Origin of the sequence: Amaricoccus sp., assembly GCF_017993425.1 — a bacterium.
Lineage (GTDB): Bacteria > Pseudomonadota > Alphaproteobacteria > Rhodobacterales > Rhodobacteraceae > Amaricoccus.
Genome location: NZ_JAGOMQ010000040.1, coordinates 1 through 14,872, shown reverse-complemented (window position 1 = coordinate 14,872; position 14,872 = coordinate 1). Strand labels below are relative to the sequence as shown.

16 protein-coding genes are annotated in these 14,872 nt (G+C 71.7%); 9 read left to right on the top strand and 7 right to left on the bottom strand.

Annotated elements, in window-relative coordinates:
* Positions 1 to 137 precede the first annotated feature (137 nt).
* From KBB57_RS16270 to KBB57_RS16260, 3 genes are all read right to left on the bottom strand, one after another.
* Positions 138 to 932 carry an ABC transporter ATP-binding protein gene (locus tag KBB57_RS16270; protein WP_290752364.1) on the bottom strand — a complete coding sequence of 265 codons (795 nt, stop codon included), beginning with the start codon at positions 930 to 932 and terminating at the stop codon, positions 138 to 140.
* 76 nt (positions 933 to 1,008) lie between these two features.
* Positions 1,009 to 2,199 carry an ABC transporter substrate-binding protein gene (locus KBB57_RS16265; protein WP_290752361.1) on the bottom strand — a complete coding sequence of 397 codons (1,191 nt, stop codon included), beginning with the start codon at positions 2,197 to 2,199 and terminating at the stop codon, positions 1,009 to 1,011.
* A 162-nt stretch (positions 2,200 to 2,361) separates the two neighbouring features.
* The gene (locus KBB57_RS16260; protein ID WP_290752359.1) at positions 2,362 to 3,435 is read right to left on the bottom strand and encodes an Mrp/NBP35 family ATP-binding protein; all 1,074 of its coding nucleotides are present in this window, start codon (positions 3,433 to 3,435) and stop codon (positions 2,362 to 2,364) included.
* Positions 3,436 to 3,761: 326 nt separating this feature from the next.
* On the opposite strand from KBB57_RS16260, the gene KBB57_RS16255 reads away from it, so the two are divergent.
* Together KBB57_RS16255 and KBB57_RS16250 are read left to right on the top strand one after the other, a co-directional pair.
* Entirely contained in the window at positions 3,762 to 3,983 is a 222-nt protein-coding gene (locus KBB57_RS16255) for a DUF1127 domain-containing protein (RefSeq protein ID WP_290752356.1), read from the top strand.
* A gap of 59 nt (positions 3,984 to 4,042) precedes the next feature.
* Positions 4,043 to 4,255 carry a DUF1127 domain-containing protein gene (locus tag KBB57_RS16250; protein WP_290752354.1) on the top strand — a complete coding sequence of 71 codons (213 nt, stop codon included), beginning with the start codon at positions 4,043 to 4,045 and terminating at the stop codon, positions 4,253 to 4,255.
* 169 nt (positions 4,256 to 4,424) lie between these two features.
* Here KBB57_RS16250 and KBB57_RS16245 read toward each other — a convergent pair whose 3' ends face one another.
* A complete protein-coding gene (locus KBB57_RS16245) occupies positions 4,425 to 4,790 on the bottom strand; it encodes a hypothetical protein (protein ID WP_290752352.1) in 366 nt (121 codons plus the stop codon).
* Positions 4,787 to 5,089, bottom strand: a complete 303-nt coding sequence (locus KBB57_RS16240) for a rod-binding protein (protein ID WP_290752350.1) — start codon at positions 5,087 to 5,089, stop codon at positions 4,787 to 4,789. The genes KBB57_RS16245 and KBB57_RS16240 overlap by 4 nt, the downstream gene beginning before the upstream one ends.
* Positions 5,090 to 5,202: 113 nt before the next feature.
* Here KBB57_RS16240 and KBB57_RS16235 point away from each other — a divergent pair, with 113 nt between their 5' ends.
* From KBB57_RS16235 to KBB57_RS16225, 3 genes are all read left to right on the top strand, one after another.
* Positions 5,203 to 6,201 carry a flagellar hook-length control protein FliK gene (locus KBB57_RS16235; RefSeq protein ID WP_290752348.1) on the top strand — a complete coding sequence of 333 codons (999 nt, stop codon included), beginning with the start codon at positions 5,203 to 5,205 and terminating at the stop codon, positions 6,199 to 6,201.
* 14 nt (positions 6,202 to 6,215) lie between these two features.
* Positions 6,216 to 6,878: a flagellar hook capping FlgD N-terminal domain-containing protein gene (locus tag KBB57_RS16230; protein WP_290752346.1), complete on the top strand. Its 663-nt coding sequence runs from the start codon at positions 6,216 to 6,218 to the stop codon at positions 6,876 to 6,878.
* A 441-nt stretch (positions 6,879 to 7,319) separates the two neighbouring features.
* Positions 7,320 to 8,780, top strand: coding sequence for an aldehyde dehydrogenase family protein (locus tag KBB57_RS16225; RefSeq protein WP_290752344.1), 1,461 nt, complete (start codon positions 7,320 to 7,322; stop codon positions 8,778 to 8,780).
* Between the two features lie 124 nt (positions 8,781 to 8,904).
* Here KBB57_RS16225 and KBB57_RS16220 read toward each other — a convergent pair whose 3' ends face one another.
* Positions 8,905 to 9,405, bottom strand: a complete 501-nt coding sequence (locus KBB57_RS16220; RefSeq protein WP_290752341.1) for an NUDIX domain-containing protein — start codon at positions 9,403 to 9,405, stop codon at positions 8,905 to 8,907.
* A 101-nt stretch (positions 9,406 to 9,506) separates the two neighbouring features.
* Positions 9,507 to 10,148 carry a ribonuclease T2 gene (locus KBB57_RS16215; protein ID WP_290752338.1) on the bottom strand — a complete coding sequence of 214 codons (642 nt, stop codon included), beginning with the start codon at positions 10,146 to 10,148 and terminating at the stop codon, positions 9,507 to 9,509.
* A 165-nt stretch (positions 10,149 to 10,313) separates the two neighbouring features.
* Here KBB57_RS16215 and KBB57_RS16210 point away from each other — a divergent pair, with 165 nt between their 5' ends.
* The 4 genes from KBB57_RS16210 (at position 10,314) to KBB57_RS16195 (ending at position 14,686) form a co-directional block, all read left to right on the top strand.
* On the top strand, positions 10,314 to 11,069 hold the full coding sequence (locus KBB57_RS16210; RefSeq protein ID WP_290752336.1) for a DUF1013 domain-containing protein: 756 nt from the start codon (positions 10,314 to 10,316) through the stop codon (positions 11,067 to 11,069).
* Between the two features lie 19 nt (positions 11,070 to 11,088).
* Positions 11,089 to 12,288 (top strand): L-2-hydroxyglutarate oxidase, encoded by a 1,200-nt coding sequence (gene lhgO, locus KBB57_RS16205; RefSeq protein ID WP_290752333.1) that lies wholly within the window; start codon positions 11,089 to 11,091, stop codon positions 12,286 to 12,288.
* Positions 12,289 to 12,819: 531 nt separating this feature from the next.
* Complete coding sequence (locus KBB57_RS16200; protein ID WP_290752331.1) at positions 12,820 to 13,746, top strand: IS1595 family transposase; 927 nt, start codon at positions 12,820 to 12,822, stop codon at positions 13,744 to 13,746.
* Positions 13,739 to 14,686 carry a P63C domain-containing protein gene (locus tag KBB57_RS16195; RefSeq protein WP_290752329.1) on the top strand — a complete coding sequence of 316 codons (948 nt, stop codon included), beginning with the start codon at positions 13,739 to 13,741 and terminating at the stop codon, positions 14,684 to 14,686. Before KBB57_RS16200 ends, KBB57_RS16195 begins: the two co-directional genes overlap by 8 nt.
* Positions 14,687 to 14,872: the final 186 nt, after the last annotated feature.

Sequence of the window (14,872 nt, the reverse complement as noted above, 5' to 3'; positions counted from 1 at the left end):
CGACCTGGTTCTGGCCGGGCTCCGGCTTCACCGTCGTGCAGTGTGGTGACGCCGTTGTCGCGCGAATCCGGGTTCAATGAAATCAATGACTTGGATAATTTTCACGCGTGAACACCACGCGATCGCGCCCGCCGCCCCTAGGGCGGCGCGGCGCTCGACACCCCGGCCTTGTTCTTCAGGCCGCGGCCGAGATAGGCCTCGATCACCGCCTCGTTCCGCATCACCTCGGCGGGCGCGCCGATGGTCAGCACCTTGCCCTCGGCCATGACGATCACCGGGTCGCAGAGCCGCCCGATGAAGTCCATGTCGTGCTCGACCATGCAGAAGGTGTAGCCGCGCTCACGGTTCAGCCGCAGGATCGCGTCGCCGATCGTGTTGAGGAGCGTCCGGTTCACGCCCGCGCCCACCTCGTCGAGGAAGACGATCTTGGCGTCCACCATCATCGTCCGCCCGAGCTCGAGCAGCTTCTTCTGCCCGCCCGAGAGGTTGCCGGCATACTCGTCGGCGACGTGGCCGATCTCGAGGAAGGCGATCACGTCGTCGGCCCGGGCGCGCACCTCCGCCTCGCGGGCCCGCACCTTCGCCCCGCGGAACCAGGCGTCCCACAGCACCTCGCCCGGCTGCTCCGCCGGCACCATCATCAGGTTCTCGCGCACGGTCAGCGTCGAGAATTCGTGGGCGATCTGGAAGGTCCGGAGCAGCCCCTTGTGGAAGAGCTCGTGCGGGCTCAGCCCGGTGATGTCGTCGCCATCGAGGAAGACCCGGCCGGAGCTCGGCTTGTAGAGCCCGGCGATCACGTTGAAGAGCGTCGACTTCCCCGCGCCGTTCGGCCCGATCAGCCCGGTGATCGAGCCCTTGCCGATCTCGATCGAGGCGCCGTCGACGGCACGGATGCCGCCGAAATGCATGTTGAGATCCTCGACCCGGATCATCGGCGCGCCCCGCAGGCGAGGGCGGCCCCGGGCGTCCGCCCGGAGCCGGAGCGCGGCCCGGCGGGCCGCGGGATCATCAACGGAAGCCGAGCGTGTCGAACTTGCCGTCCTTGACCTCGTACTCGCGATAGGACCCGGCGGCCTCGCCCGGCCCGATCAGCTCCACTCCGGTGACGCCGACATAGTCGACGTCGCCGCCGCCCGCGAGGATCTCGAGGCCCTTGGCCAGCTCGCCCACGTTGATCTGCTCGCCGGGCGCGTTCGCCACCTCGGTGATCGCCGCGGCGATGCCGGCGCGGTCGGTCGAGCCGGCCTTCTGCATGGCGAGCGCGATCAGCGCCGCGGCGTCGTAGCTCTCGCCGGTGTAGGACGAGGTCCCGTCGAAGCCGGCGGCCTTGGCCGTCTCGACGAACGACGCCACGTTCGGGTTGTCGGTGCCGGGCACGATGCCGACCACCTTGCCGTCGAGCTCCGGCCCGATCGCCTCGATCAGGCTCTGCCCGTACATGCCGTCGCCGAGGAAGAAGCTCTCGAAGGCGCCGGTGTCGAGCGCCGCCTGGATGATGCCGCGGCCGCCCTGGTCGACGTAGCCGAACACCATCAGGTGCTGCGCGCCCGAGGCGGCCAGCGCCGCCACCTCGGCCGAGTAGTCGCCCTTGCCGTCCTCGTGCGGCTGGTTGATCAGCACCTTGCCGCCCGCGGCGGTGAAGGCGCTGACGAAGGCGTCCGCGAGGCCCTTGCCGTAGTCGTTGTTGGTGAAGGTCACCGCGACCTCGGAGATGCCGCGCTCCTTCAGCACCTGGGCGAAGACCTCGCCCTGCCGCGCGTCCGACGGCGAGGTGCGGAAGAACAGGCCCTTGTCGTCGAGGGTGCTCAGCGCCGGCGAGGTCGCCGACGGCGAGATCATCACCACCCCGTTCGGCACCGCGACGTTGTTGGCGATGGCGATGGTCACGCCCGAGCAGTCGGCGCCGACGATGGCCGCGACCTTCTCCGCGGTGATCAGCCGCTCCGCCGCCGCGGTCGCCGCCGCCGCGTCGATGCAGGTCGAATCGGCGCGGACCGGGTTCAGCTTCGTCCCGCCGAGCAGCTTGCCCGAGTCCGAGACCTCCTTGAACGCGAGCTCGGCGCCCGCGGCCATGTGCGGCGTGATCGACTCGAGCGGCCCGGTGAAGCCGAGGATGATGCCGACGTTCGCCGTGTCCTGCGCCATCGCCCCGGTCGCGATCATCGCCCCGGCGGCAGACGCAAGCAGAATGCGTTTCATGAAAGGATTCCCCGTGTTGGTCCGTGTCTGTTTCGTGAGGCAGACGCCCCGCGACCGCCGCGGCGCCCGGGGAATCACCTGCCCGCAGCTTATAAGCTCGCGGCCAAGTGGCAAGCCGCGGAGATTGCGCGACTTCCGCGCCTCGCGGGCGCGCGGCGCTCGTCAGACGATCCCGCCCGCGACCAGCCGGCGCGCCACGCCGCGGAAGGCCTGCGCCTCGCGGCTCTCCGGCCGCGCCGCCACGACCGGCGTCCCCTCGTCGCCGGCGAGCCGGATCGCGATGTCGAGCGGCACCTCGCCGAGGAACGGAACCCCGATCCGCTCCGCCTCCGCCTTCGCGCCGCCATGGCCGAAGAGATGCGCCTCGTGACCGCAGTTCGGGCAGACGTAGGCGGACATGTTCTCGATGATCCCGAGCACCGGCACCTTGGTTTTCTCGAACATGTCCAGCGCCTTGCGCACGTCGAGGAGCGCGATGTCCTGCGGCGTCGACACCAGGATCGCCCCGGTGACCGGATAGCGCTGGGCGAGCGTCAGCTGCACGTCGCCCGTCCCCGGCGGCAGGTCCACGACCAGCGCGTCGAGCGCGCCCCACTCGACCTGGCCCATCAGCTGCTGCAGCGCGCCCATCAGCATCGGGCCCCGCCAGACCACCGCCTGCCCCTCGGCGAGCATCAGCCCGATCGACATGATCCGCACGCCGTGGTTGACCAGCGGCTCGATCATCTTGCCGTCGATCGATCTCGGGCGACGGTTAACCCCCATCATCCGCGGGATCGACGGCCCGTAGATGTCGGCGTCGAGCAGCCCGACGCGCTTGCCCTCCTGCGCCAGCGCCACCGCGAGGTTGGCCGCCACCGTCGACTTGCCGACGCCGCCCTTGCCCGAGGCGACCGCGAGGATCGCCTTCACCCCAGGCACCGCCTCCGGCCCGGCATGCGGGGTGGGATGCCGCCCGAGCTTCAGGTCGGGCGGCGGCGCCTTGGCGGCCGGCCCGTGCGCCGTCAGTAGCGCCGAGACCGAGCCCACCCCGGGCAGCTCCGCCACCGCGCGCTCCGCGGCCGCGCGCACCGGCTCGAGCGCCCGTCCGCGCGCGGCGTCCACCTCGAGCACGAAGCGCACCGCCCCGCCCTCGACCGTCAGCGCCCGCACCACGTCGGCGTCGACGATGTTTCCCCCCTCGGGCATCGGCACCCGACGCAGCGCCTCCAGCACGTCGGATCGGGTCACGGTCATGGCGGTCTCGCTTCTGGCTCTTCCCGGTCTAGATCGTCCACCGCGCCCGCCTCGGCAAGGCCCCGCGCGCGGCCGCAAAACTGCCCATGTTCGCTTTTTCCGGGCCGCGCGCGCATTGCTGTGCGGCGCAACATACGCAATCGGGAGCGTCGCGCCCCTGCGGCACGATCGCATTATTATTATTTATTAACAATGTATTACAAGCCATGCATATCACGCATGGCAGATGCCCGTCCAGCGGCCTTGCGCCACGGCGGGGTGCGTATATCTTGCATTGCAACAAACAAGGGAACGCTCAATCCGAACGCCAACGAAAGGAGGCAAACATGACTACCGCTATGCTAGCCCCGTTCCGCCCCGGCGTCCTCGACAGCACGAGCGCCTTCGACGGACCCTTTGCCCGCATCGCCGCCAGGATGGCGCGCTTCGCGGAGTACCGCCGGACGCTCGCCGAGCTGCGCGCGCTCACCCCGCGGCAGCTCACGGACGCCGGCTTGCACGGGCGCGACCTCAAGACGGTCGCCCGCACCTCGATCTACGGGAACTGAGCGGTCGCGCCCGGCTCGCCGGGCCGCCGACCGCCAACCGAACTCAGAAAGTGACCACGATGACGCAGATCGTCTCTCTCGACTTCCGGGCCGGCGCCGCGCGCGCCGACGCCGGCTTCCTCGCCCGGGTCCGCAAGGGCCTCGCCGACTACCGGCTCTACCGCGCCACGCTCGACGAGCTCATCCAGCTCAGCGACCGCGACCTGGCCGACCTCGGGATCAACCGCGGCAACCTGCGCGAGATCGCCCGCGAGGCCGTCTACGGCGCCTGAGCCAAACCTGCCGAGCAGCAGAAGGAGAGCCGGCCGCTTGCGGCCGGCTCTTCGTTTTCGGGGCTGCGAACTCGGGCGAGCGCCCTGCGGCGGTGGTCGAGTCCGGCTCCGGTGACATCGCTGCGGGGCGCCCTCCGCCGGCGGCCCCGCAGCGAGACAGCGCGGCCTGTCAGGCCCGGGTGTCGCGCGTCACGCGGGCGCGGGCGATCTCCACGGGCGCGCCCGCGGCGGAATAGGTGCGCAGCCGCCCCTGCGCGGCGTCGATCCGCGCCACCTCGGCGGCGGCCGAGCGGACGCCGGCGATCGCCGCCTGGATCAGCTGGCCGTTGCGCTCGGCGCGCGCCTTCAGCGCGGTCAGGAACGCCCGGGGGATCTCCGTCTCCTGCGCCACGATCTCCGCGATCAGCGCCTCGCGGCGCGCGACGAGGTCGCCGAGATCGGCGATGGGCCCCTCCAGCAGCACCCGGCGCTCCTCGTCGAGGAGGCGGAGCACCCGGTCGAAGCGGGACGGGGACGAGAGCAGCGACGCGATCATGTTCCCGGAGCCTTTGCTTGCATGGCGTTGAAGATCTGCTCGGCGAGGCCGAGCCCGCCGCGGGCCTCGATCAGCCGGGCGTATTCCTCGGTGAGGAAGCTGCCGAAGGCGTCCTCGCCAGCGCCGCCTCCCCAGCCCTCGGGTGTCTCGTTGACGCCGCTGTATTTCAGCATCTCGGCGACGAAGGCGCTCTCGAAGGCCTGCGCCGCCGCCCGCGTCTCGCGCTCGTCGTGCCCCTTCGCCGGCGTCGCCGTTGCGCCGGGGGCCGCGGGTCGGGAAGCGATCGGGGGCAGGTCCATGGGCGCGCCTCTCGGTGTCGTGCGCCATCCTTCGGGGAGCGCGGTAAAGAAATCGTAAGGCTTGCCGGCAAGGGATGGCGCGACGCCCTACGTCCCCCGCAGCCGGAGCCCGCATGATCACCCCGGACGTCGCCCGCGCCAGGCCGGTCCAGAACGCCGCCCAGCGGCAGGCGCAGCCCGATCCCGAAGCCGACGAGACCGACGGCGCCGAGGCGAGCTTCGCCGACCTTGTCGAGGCGGCGCCGGCCGAGGCGGCGGCGGCCACCGCCGAGACCCCGGCCGACGGGACGGAGGAGTCCGCCGATCCCGCCGCCGCCCCGGCGCTCGCGCCGGACGTCCCGCCGCTGCCGACAATCGCCGGTCCGGCCCTCCCGCAGGGCGACGACGTCCCCGACGCGACGACGCCCATCGCCGGCGCGGCGGCGCTGCCGGCCGCCGCGCCGCCGCCCGCCGCCGCCCCGCAGGGCGCGCTTCGCGACGCCGCCGCGGCGGAGGCGGAGGTCGAGCCCGCCCCGGAGGCCGAGCCCGCCGCCGAGGCGAAGGATGCCCGGCCGGCCGCCACCGCCGCCGCGGCCCCGGCGGCGGCCGGCGCCGCCGAGGCGCGGTCCGCCGTGGCTTCGCTCCTCCTCGTCGACGCCCCGCGCGCCGACGCCCCGGGCTGGCGGCTCGCCGCGGCCGCGGCGTCTGCCGGGCGCCACGCCGCACCGCACGCGGCCGCCTCGCCGCGGGACGTGGCCGGGCAGATCACCCTCGGCGTCGCGCAGGCGCGCGAGGGCCAGGTCGAGATCCGCCTCGATCCGCCCGAGCTCGGCCGGGTGCAGATCCGTCTCCACGCCACCGAGACCGGCGGCCTCCAGGCGGTGGTGCTCGCCGATCGCCCGGAGACGCAGGACTTCCTGCGCCGCCACGCCGAGACGCTGGTGCGCGACCTGACCGAGGCCGGCTATGCCGAGGTGTCGCTCGAGTTCGCCGCCGGCGGCGACGCGCCCGAGCGCGACCGCCCGCCGGAGGCCGCCGTCGCCCTCGCCTACGGCCAGGAGCCCGCCGCGGGCGCCCCGGCCGCCCCCGCCCGCAGCGCCGCGACCGCGGCCGGGCTCGACATCCGCCTCTGACCGGAGCCCGCGCCATGGACGTAACCTCGACCACCCAGTCCGCCACCGCCCGCGCCGCCACCGCCGCCGCCTCGACGGAGGAGAGCAAGGACGCGAACGCGACCGACTTCGAGACCTTCCTGACGCTGCTGACCACCCAGCTTCGCAACCAGGATCCGCTGAAGCCCACCGAGTCGACCGAGTTCGTCGCCCAGCTCGCCAGCTTCTCCGGGGTCGAGCAGCAGGTCCGGACCAACGACCGGCTCGACCAGATCTATTCGGCGCTCGGCGGCGGCGCCTCGGCGGGCCTCGCCGCCTGGATCGGCCGCGAGGTGCGCGCCCCCGCGCAGGCGGCCTTCGACGGCGTGCCGGTCGCCGTCGAGACCACGCCCGTCGACGGGGCCGACAGCGCCGTCCTCGTGGTGACCAACGACTTCGGCGAGGTGGTCGCCCGCCGCGCCGTCGATCCGACCGACGCGACGCTCTCCTGGGACGGGACCGACGCCCTCGGGGCCAGCCTGCCGCACGGGCTCTATTCCTTCACGGTCGAGAGCCTCAAGGACGACGAGGTGATCGGCACGGGCGAGGGCCAGGTCTTCGCCACGGTCAGCGAGGTCCGCATCGAGGACGGCGGGCCGGTGCTGGTGCTCGACGGCGGCGGCAAGGTCTCGGTCGACGACGTCACCGCGCTGCGCTGACCCTGCCGCCAGGCTCCCGGGGGCGGCGCGCAAAGGAGCACTGCACGACGCCTGCCTGCTGGATCCACGGGGCCAGAGCGACCGAAGCGGGCTTGCCCGCGAGGCCACGGCGCGACAAGCGAAAGCCCGGCTTTCGCCGCGCCGACGGCTGGAGCGCGTTGGCGCGGAGGCCGTGAGGGGCGCCGATTTCTGCGGGAGCGCGCAATCCGTCCGTGATCGCCCCGGCGAGCGCGGCTTCGCGCTCGCCCCCCGAGGGGCGATCGCGGACGGATTTGCCACGGGTCAAATCCGTCTGGCGTCACCGTCGCACCTGCTTCCGGCCGGGCCTGGTTCCTGATCCGGCCGAGGCTGACGGGCAGGCGGGGGGCGACGGGCCGGCCGGGGATGGGCTAGCATCGCCCGGGCGGCGGGCGACTCGCTCCGCCCGGCCGGGAGGTGCCCATGCCCGACGCGACGCTGCCCAACATGATCACCGGCGTCCTCGTCTCGGGGACCTGGCGCGACGCCGCCTCCGGCGAGAGCCTCGACGTCTGGGCCCCGGCCGAGGGCCGGCCCTTCGCCCGCATCGCCGCGGGCGGGCCCGCCGACATCGACCTCGCCGTCGCCGCCGCCCGGGCGGCGCTGGCCGGGGAATGGGGGTCGCTGCCCGCGGTCGAGCGCGGCCGGCTCCTCTCCGCCATGGCCCCGACCGTCCTCGCCCATGCCGGCGAGCTCGCCGCGCTCGAGGCCCGCGACACCGGCAAGCCGATCGCCCAGGCCCGCGCCGACATCCTCGCCTGCGCCCGCTACTTCGAGTACTACGGCGGCGCGGCCGACAAGCTCGGCGGGCGGCAGATCCCGTTCCAGAACGGCTACCTCGCGCTGACCGAGCGGGTGCCGCTCGGCGTCACCGCCCACATCATCCCGTGGAACTATCCCGCGCAGATGTTCCCCCGCTCGATCGGCCCGGCGCTCGCCATGGGCAACGCCGTGGTGATGAAGCCGGCCGAGGACGCCTGCCTGACGCCGCTCCGCCTCGCCGACCTGATGACCCGCAGCGGCTTCCCGCCCGGGGCCGTCAACATCGTCACCGGCGAGGGCGCGACCGCCGGGGCGGCGCTCGCCGGGCATCCCGGCGTCGACTTCATCTCCTTCATCGGTTCGGCCGGGGCGGGCGCGGCCGTCCAGGCCGCCGCCGCCCGCAACCACGTCGGCTGCACGCTGGAGCTCGGCGGCAAGTCGGCCCAGATCGTCTTCGCCGACGCCGACCCCGACCGCGTCGTCCCCGCCGTCGTCGCGGCGATCACCCAGCACGCCGGCCAGACCTGCTCGGCCGGCTCGCGGCTCGTCATCGAGCGGGCGGCGATGGAGCGCGTCCTGCCCCGGATCGCCGAGGCGTTCTCCCGCGTCCGCGCCGTGCCGCCGCAGATGGAGGGCGAGCTCGGCCCGCTGGTCAGCCCCCGCCAGCGCGCCCGGGTCGAGGACTATCTCGCGCTCGCCGAGGCCGACGGCCTGCCGATCCTCGCCCGCGGCCGGATCGTGGCGGAGGCCTCGCCGGAGGGCTGGTTCGTCGAGCCGAGGATGATCGGCCCGGTCCCGCGCGACCACCGCCTCGCCCGCGAGGAGGTGTTCGGCCCGGTCCTCGCCGTGCTGCCGTTCGAGGACGAGGCCGACGCCGTCGCCCTCGCCAACGCCACCCCCTACGGGCTCGTCGCCGGGGTCTGGACCCGCGACGGGGCCCGCGCGCTGCGGGTGGCTCGCCGGATGCAGACCGGGCAGGTCTTCGTGAACTGCTACGGGGCCGGAGGCGGCGTGGAGCTGCCCTTCGGGGGGATGAAGCGGTCGGGCCACGGCCGCGAGAAGGGCTGGGAGGCGCTGCTTGCGTTCTCCACCTTGCGGACCCTGGTCATCCGGCACGACTGAGAGGGGTGTGGACCGCGAGGCGCCCACGCGTGAACACGACCTAAGTGTCTGATATTACGTGAGCGCGTGCATGAACATGCACGAGGCTGCACGAAACTGCACGAAACTGGCGCGCGCGGGCGGGTCACCACTCGCTGCCCGGCTCCGCCGCGCCGAGGGCCTCGGCGATGCGCGCCCGGGTGGCGGCGGTCGTCGCCTCCGGCAGCGCGTCCGGGGCGAAGAACCCGGCCTCGAGGATCTCGAGCGACCGCCGCGGCCCGGGGCCGCCGGCGGCGTCGGCGACGTAGACCGCCACGTGGTCGCGCCGGCCGCCGACCGGATGGCGGTAGAGGCCGAGGAGCCGCGGCCGCCCGGCGACGGCGAGCCCCGCCTCCTCGCGGGCCTCGCGCAGCACGGCGTCCAGCGCGCTCTCGTCGGGATCGACGGCGCCGCCCGGCAGGTGCCAGCCGGGGAGGTAGCTGTGGCGCACCAGCAGCACCCGCCCCGCGGCGTCGAAGGCGACAAGGCGCACCCCGAGCGTCGTCGGCTTCTTCAGCGCCGCGCGGACCCGCAGCAGCGCCTCGCCGGCCAGCCGGTGCGCCCGCGCCGCCAGCCCCGCCCCGGGCGCGAGGTCGCGCGGCGGCATGTCAGGACGCCGCCGGCGCGACCGGCGCCCGTGCCGGCCGGCGGATCGCCGGCAGCATGTCGGCTGCGAAGTCCCGGGGAGTTGGGCCGGGCGGTCGCATCTCAGGGCGCGGCCGGCGCGGAGAGCGGCCGGTCGGGGCGGCAGTCGCCGCGGAGCACGTCGGCGCCGCAGGGGCGCGGCGCGAGGTCGCGGTCGAGGCAGATGCGCACCTCGCGGAGCAGGCCGTCGCGGCAGGTGACCACGACGCTTCTCGCCCCGAGGCCGGGATTGGCGGCGAGGAAGCCGGCCTCGACCGCCGCGGCGGTGGTCCGCGCCGGGGCCTCGGGGGCAGCGATCAACCCGAAGGCGAAGCGGGAGAGCGCGAAGTAGTCGGCGGCCGGCAGGCCGGAGCAGGTCCCGTGCTTCTTCCACGTGTGCCAGGCGAGCCCGCCCGAGCCCATCACGTCGGCCATCGCCGCGGTCTCGCGACGGGACGGCGGGCGGGCGTCGGTGTCGCAATACCCGGGCCAGCCGTCCTCGAACTGCGGCCAGAGGCCGTGCAGGACGTAGCCGAGGTCGCGCTCCGGCGCGCATTGCCCGGCGTCGCCCCCGGAATCGCCCTCCGGGTCGCCTTCGGCGTCCGCGCACCAGCTCGGCGACCAGGAGAGGGCGAGGAGCCAGTAATCGAAATCCGCCGCCGACCCCGGGGACGCGAGGACGGCGGCGAGACAGGCCGCCGCGGCCGCCGTGATCGCTGCGCGCAAGGTCGAATGCCTCTTTATCATCCACGCCGTCCCGCCTATATAGAAGCTCTCTCTCCCCGCGAAAACCGACCTTCGCGCCTTGGCGCGCCCGAGTTTTCGGCTCGGGGGACACGTTTATGACCGCCGCTCGGGGCGTGGATCCGGGCGCGAATGGGGATGACGCCGATGACGCTTCCGCTGATGCCGAAGGCCACCGCGATCTGGCTGGTGGAGAACACGACGCTGACCTTCCAGCAGATCGCCGACTTCACCGGGCTGCACGAGCTCGAGGTGAACGGCATCGCCGACGGCGAGGTCGGGCAGGGCATCAAGGGCTTCGACCCGATCGTCAACCGCCAGCTGACCGCCGAGGAGATCAAGCGCGCCGAGGCGAGCCCCAAGGCGCGGCTCCAGCTGATGAAGAACCCCGCCGCCGAGGGCGAGACCAAGCGCCGCGGCCCGCGCTACACCCCGCTCTCCAAGCGGCAGGAGCGGCCGGCGGCGATCGCCTGGCTGGTGAAGTTCCATCCCGAGCTGTCGGACGGGGCGATCGCCAAGCTCGTGGGCACCACCAAGCCGACGATCCAGTCGATCCGCGAGCGGACCCACTGGAACATCGCCAACATCGCGCCGGTCGATCCGGTCGCGCTCGGGATGTGCAAGCAGTCGGAGCTCGACGGCGCGGTGGCGAAGGCGGTGTCGAAGGCCGGGCGGCCCGACGAGGTGATGACGGACGACGAGCGGATGCGGCTGGTCTCGACCGAGCAGTCGCTCGCCATGGAGCCGGAGCCGCGGCTGCCGTCGAGCATGTCGGGGCTGGAGAACTTCCGCATCGGCGGCGCGGCGCCGGGCGGGCGGCGCGACGAGCGGCCTTCGCGGGAGGACGCGCGCAGCGAGGCGGAGCGGCTCTTCAACCTCGACCCGGCGAGCGACGACGACTGATCCGCGCGCCGGCGGGGCGGTGATCTACGACTTCTGCGTCATCGGGGGCGGGATCGTCGGGCTCGCCGCGGCGCGGGCGCTGCTGGCGCGGCGGCCGGGGGCGAGCCTCGTGCTGCTGGAGAAGGAGGATGCGCTCGGGCGGCACCAGACCGGGCGCAACAGCGGGGTGATCCATTCCGGCGTCTATTACGCGCCGGGGAGCCTGAAGGCGCGGCTGTGCCGCGAGGGCTCGGAGCGGACGGTCGCCTTCTGCGCGGAGAAGGGCGTCCCGTTCGAGCGGCGGGGGAAGCTGATCGTCGCGACGCGGGCCGAGGAGCTGCCGCGGCTCGACGAGCTGGAGCGGCGGGCGGCGGCGAACGGGGTCGCGGCGGAGCGGCTGGATGCGGGCGGCGTCCGGGAGCGGGAGCCGGCGGTGACGGGGATCGCCGCGCTGGCGATCCCGGCGGCGGCGATCGTGAGCTACCGGGCGATCCTCGAGGCGCTGGCGGCGGATCTGCGGGCCGCGGGGGCGGAGTTGCGGCTGGGCGTGGCCCCGGAGGCGATCCGCGAGGGGGCGGAGGCGGTCGAGGTGGCGACGGCCGGGGGCGCGATCCGGGCGCGGCGGCTGGTGGCCTGCGCGGGGTTGCAGTCGGACCGGGTGGCGCGGATGGCGGGGCTGCCGGTGGCGCACCGGATCGTGCCGTTCCGGGGGGAGTATTTCCGCCTGGCCCCGCGGCTCTCCGGGGTGGTGCGGGCGATGATCTATCCGGTTCCCGATCCGGCGCTGCCGTTTCTCGGGATCCATCTGACGCCGATGATCGACGGGTCGGTGACGGTCGGGCCGAACGCGGTGCTGGGGCTGGCGCGGGAGGGCTACGCGAAGGGGTCGGTCTCGGCGCGGGACGTGGCGGACATGGCGGGATTTCCGGGGTTCTGGCGCTGCATCGGGGCGAATTTGCGGCCGGGGCTGGCGGAGCTCGGCGACACGCTGTTCCGGGGGCGGTATCTGGCGGCCTGCCGGCGGTATTGCCCGGAGCTGGGCCTCGGCGACCTTCTGCCGATGGAGGCGGGGATCCGGGCGCAGGCGGTGCTGGCGGACGGGACGCTGGCGCAGGATTTCCTGTTTCTCGACACCCCGCGGAGCCTCCACGTCTGCAACGCCCCCTCGCCGGCGGCGACCTCGGCGCTGCCGATCGGGGAGATGATCGCGGAGAGGCTGATGGGCGGGGAGGGGGCGTGACCGGGGGCGATCCCGCGCGGGTGTTCACGCGTGAATATTCGCTAAGTCATTGATTTCTCGTCGGCGGGGGTGTGAACGAGGCCCTCGTTCCACACTGCACGACAGTGGAGAGGAAGCCCGGCCCGAGGCTGGCCGCGACGCCGACGCCAGACGGATTTGACCCGTGGCAAATCCGTCCGCGATCGCCCCTGCGGGGGGCGAGCGCGATTCCGCGCTCGCCGGGGCGATCACGGACGGATGGCGCGGTGCGTGGAAATCTGGACCCCCCACGGCCTCCGCGCCAATGCGCTCCGGCCGTCGGCGCGGCGAAAGCCGTGCTTTCGCTTGTCGCGCCGCAGCCTCGCGGGCAGAGCCCGCTTCGGTCGGGGCGAGCGCCGCAGCCTCGGGCGGCCACCGGCTCCTGTCGTGTAGTGTGGGCGGACCCACACTACACGACTCCCTTAAATTGGGGGTCTATATACCTAGCTAGCCCGATTTCTCTTGCGACCTGCAGGAACTTCGGCTAGTTATGTTCGGGAAGGGAGTTTCCCGATGGACAAGCCGCAGACCCTCTCCACCTTCGAGTTCTTCAAGCGGTTCCCCGATGAAGAGGCGGCTCGGAAGTTTTTCGAGGCGCGGCGATGGGGTGACACGCCGGTCTGCGGGCATTGCGCCTCGACCAACGTGGTCGAGACAAAAGACCACCTGCCGATGCCATACCGCTGCAGGGACTGTCGGAAGCACTTCAGCGTTCGCACGGGCTCGGTCCTAGCTGAAAGCCGCCTTCCACTGCAGAAGTGGCTGCTGGCGATCTACATGCTCACCAGCGCTCGGAAGGGCATCCCCAGCACTCAGATGGCTCGCGAGTTGGGCATCACTCAGAAGAGCGCGTGGTTCCTCGCCCAGCGTATCCGCGAGACGTGGCTGAAAGACCGCGACGACCATATGGGCGGGCAGATGCAGGTCGATGAGACCTACGTTGGCGGCAAGGAAAAGAACAAGCACGCCGACAAGAAACTCCACGCCGGGCGCGGAGCCGTTGGCAAGACGGCTGTGGTGGGCATCCGAGACGAGAGCGGCCAAGTTCGCGCCGTCCCTGTCCCGGACACGAAGGCTTCCACGCTGCAGGCTTTCGTCCGGCAGCACGCGATGACCGGAGCGACTATCGTGACGGATCACCACGGCGGATACATCGGCCTAGAGACCGGGGGTTTCGGCCATATCCGCATCAATCATTCCGTTGGCGAGTATGTCCGCGACATGGCCCACACCAACGGGATCGAGAGCTTCTGGGCGCTCCTGAAGCGGGGGCACTACGGCATCTATCACTACATGAGCGCCAAGCACCTGCATCGCTACGTGAAGGAGTTCTCCTTCCGGCACAACACCGCCAAGTTCGGAACTCTGGACTTCATCGGCATGACCATCGCTCGCATGGCGAACGAGCGGCTCACCTATAGGAGGCTCATCAATGCCTAGAGAAAGCGACGAAATCGAGCCGATCGAGGCTAGCTTCGAGGAAGTTGTAGATAAAGTGGTCGGCATTAAAGACCTTACCCAAGCGGAACTCGACGCCCTGCCCTTCGCCAAATGGCGTGGCAAGATCGACTTGGGCGGCAACGAACTGGACTGCTACGTTCTCAATAATGAGACGCGCGTTCTGTCGTCTGGCTCCACGACCAAGGCCATCGCGAACATCGAGCGCGGCAGCCTGCAGGACTACATAGGGCAAAAGGCCCTTAACCCCTTCATTGACAAAGATAAAGTGCTGCAGGAAACCATCCGGTTTACCATCCCCGGAACACAGTGGGCCGCCATCGGCATCACCACTGAGCACTTTGAACTGATCTGCCGGGGATACGTGCAAGCCCTCTATGAGGGGGCCAATCTCAGTGAGCGACAGAGGGAAATCGCGATCCGCTGCGCGATGCTGACGGCAGGACTTGCTCGGACCGGCCTTGATGCCCTGGTCGATGAGGCGACCGGATACCAATATGAGCGGGCAGAAGATGCCCTGCAGGTGAAGCTAAGGGCCTTCATCTCGGAAGAACTCAGGGCCTGGGAAAAGACGTTTCCAGATGAGTTGTGGGAGGAGTTCGGGCGCCTCACCGGGTGGAGGACGCCGCTGCAGACGCGCCCGAAGTGGTGGGGCAAGCTCGTCACCGAACTGATCTACGACACCTTGGACGAGGACGTAGCGAAGTATCTGAAGGAAAACAAGCCGCCGCCGGGCGTCCGCTGGCACCAGCAGTTGACCGACAACTATGGCGTCCGGCAGCTCGTCTCGCGGTGCTACGAGGTCATCGGGATGGCGAAGACCTGCGACGACATTCACGAACTGCGCCAGCGCGTGGCCCAGCACTACGGCAAGAAGCCGGTGCAGTTCACGATGTTCCTCAAGCCGCCCAAGCCGGAGTGACCAAAGGCCCACCCTGCAGGGTGGGCCGGAACCTCTTCTGGCTAGCTAGGTATATAGAACCCTTAAATTGTGCTGGCTTTCCAAGCCTGCGCCATGCGTGGAGGGCGTGGCTGTGATCGGAGCTGAGAAGGTTTCGGATGCGGTCGAAGCCGATACGGAACCAGGATTGGGCGAAGTGGCCGTGAG

Coding starts and splice junctions, on each gene's coding strand:
- KBB57_RS16270 (WP_290752364.1), bottom strand. CDS start 932: ATGATCCGGGTCGAGGATCTCAACATGCATTTCGGCGGCATCCGTGCC.
- KBB57_RS16265 (WP_290752361.1), bottom strand. CDS start 2,199: ATGAAACGCATTCTGCTTGCGTCTGCCGCCGGGGCGATGATCGCGACC.
- KBB57_RS16260 (WP_290752359.1), bottom strand. CDS start 3,435: ATGACCGTGACCCGATCCGACGTGCTGGAGGCGCTGCGTCGGGTGCCG.
- KBB57_RS16255 (WP_290752356.1), top strand. CDS start 3,762: ATGACTACCGCTATGCTAGCCCCGTTCCGCCCCGGCGTCCTCGACAGC.
- KBB57_RS16250 (WP_290752354.1), top strand. CDS start 4,043: ATGACGCAGATCGTCTCTCTCGACTTCCGGGCCGGCGCCGCGCGCGCC.
- KBB57_RS16245 (WP_290752352.1), bottom strand. CDS start 4,790: ATGATCGCGTCGCTGCTCTCGTCCCCGTCCCGCTTCGACCGGGTGCTC.
- KBB57_RS16240 (WP_290752350.1), bottom strand. CDS start 5,089: ATGGACCTGCCCCCGATCGCTTCCCGACCCGCGGCCCCCGGCGCAACG.
- KBB57_RS16235 (WP_290752348.1), top strand. CDS start 5,203: ATGATCACCCCGGACGTCGCCCGCGCCAGGCCGGTCCAGAACGCCGCC.
- KBB57_RS16230 (WP_290752346.1), top strand. CDS start 6,216: ATGGACGTAACCTCGACCACCCAGTCCGCCACCGCCCGCGCCGCCACC.
- KBB57_RS16225 (WP_290752344.1), top strand. CDS start 7,320: ATGCCCGACGCGACGCTGCCCAACATGATCACCGGCGTCCTCGTCTCG.
- KBB57_RS16220 (WP_290752341.1), bottom strand. CDS start 9,405: ATGCCGCCGCGCGACCTCGCGCCCGGGGCGGGGCTGGCGGCGCGGGCG.
- KBB57_RS16210 (WP_290752336.1), top strand. CDS start 10,314: ATGACGCTTCCGCTGATGCCGAAGGCCACCGCGATCTGGCTGGTGGAG.
- KBB57_RS16200 (WP_290752331.1), top strand. CDS start 12,820: ATGGACAAGCCGCAGACCCTCTCCACCTTCGAGTTCTTCAAGCGGTTC.
- KBB57_RS16195 (WP_290752329.1), top strand. CDS start 13,739: ATGCCTAGAGAAAGCGACGAAATCGAGCCGATCGAGGCTAGCTTCGAG.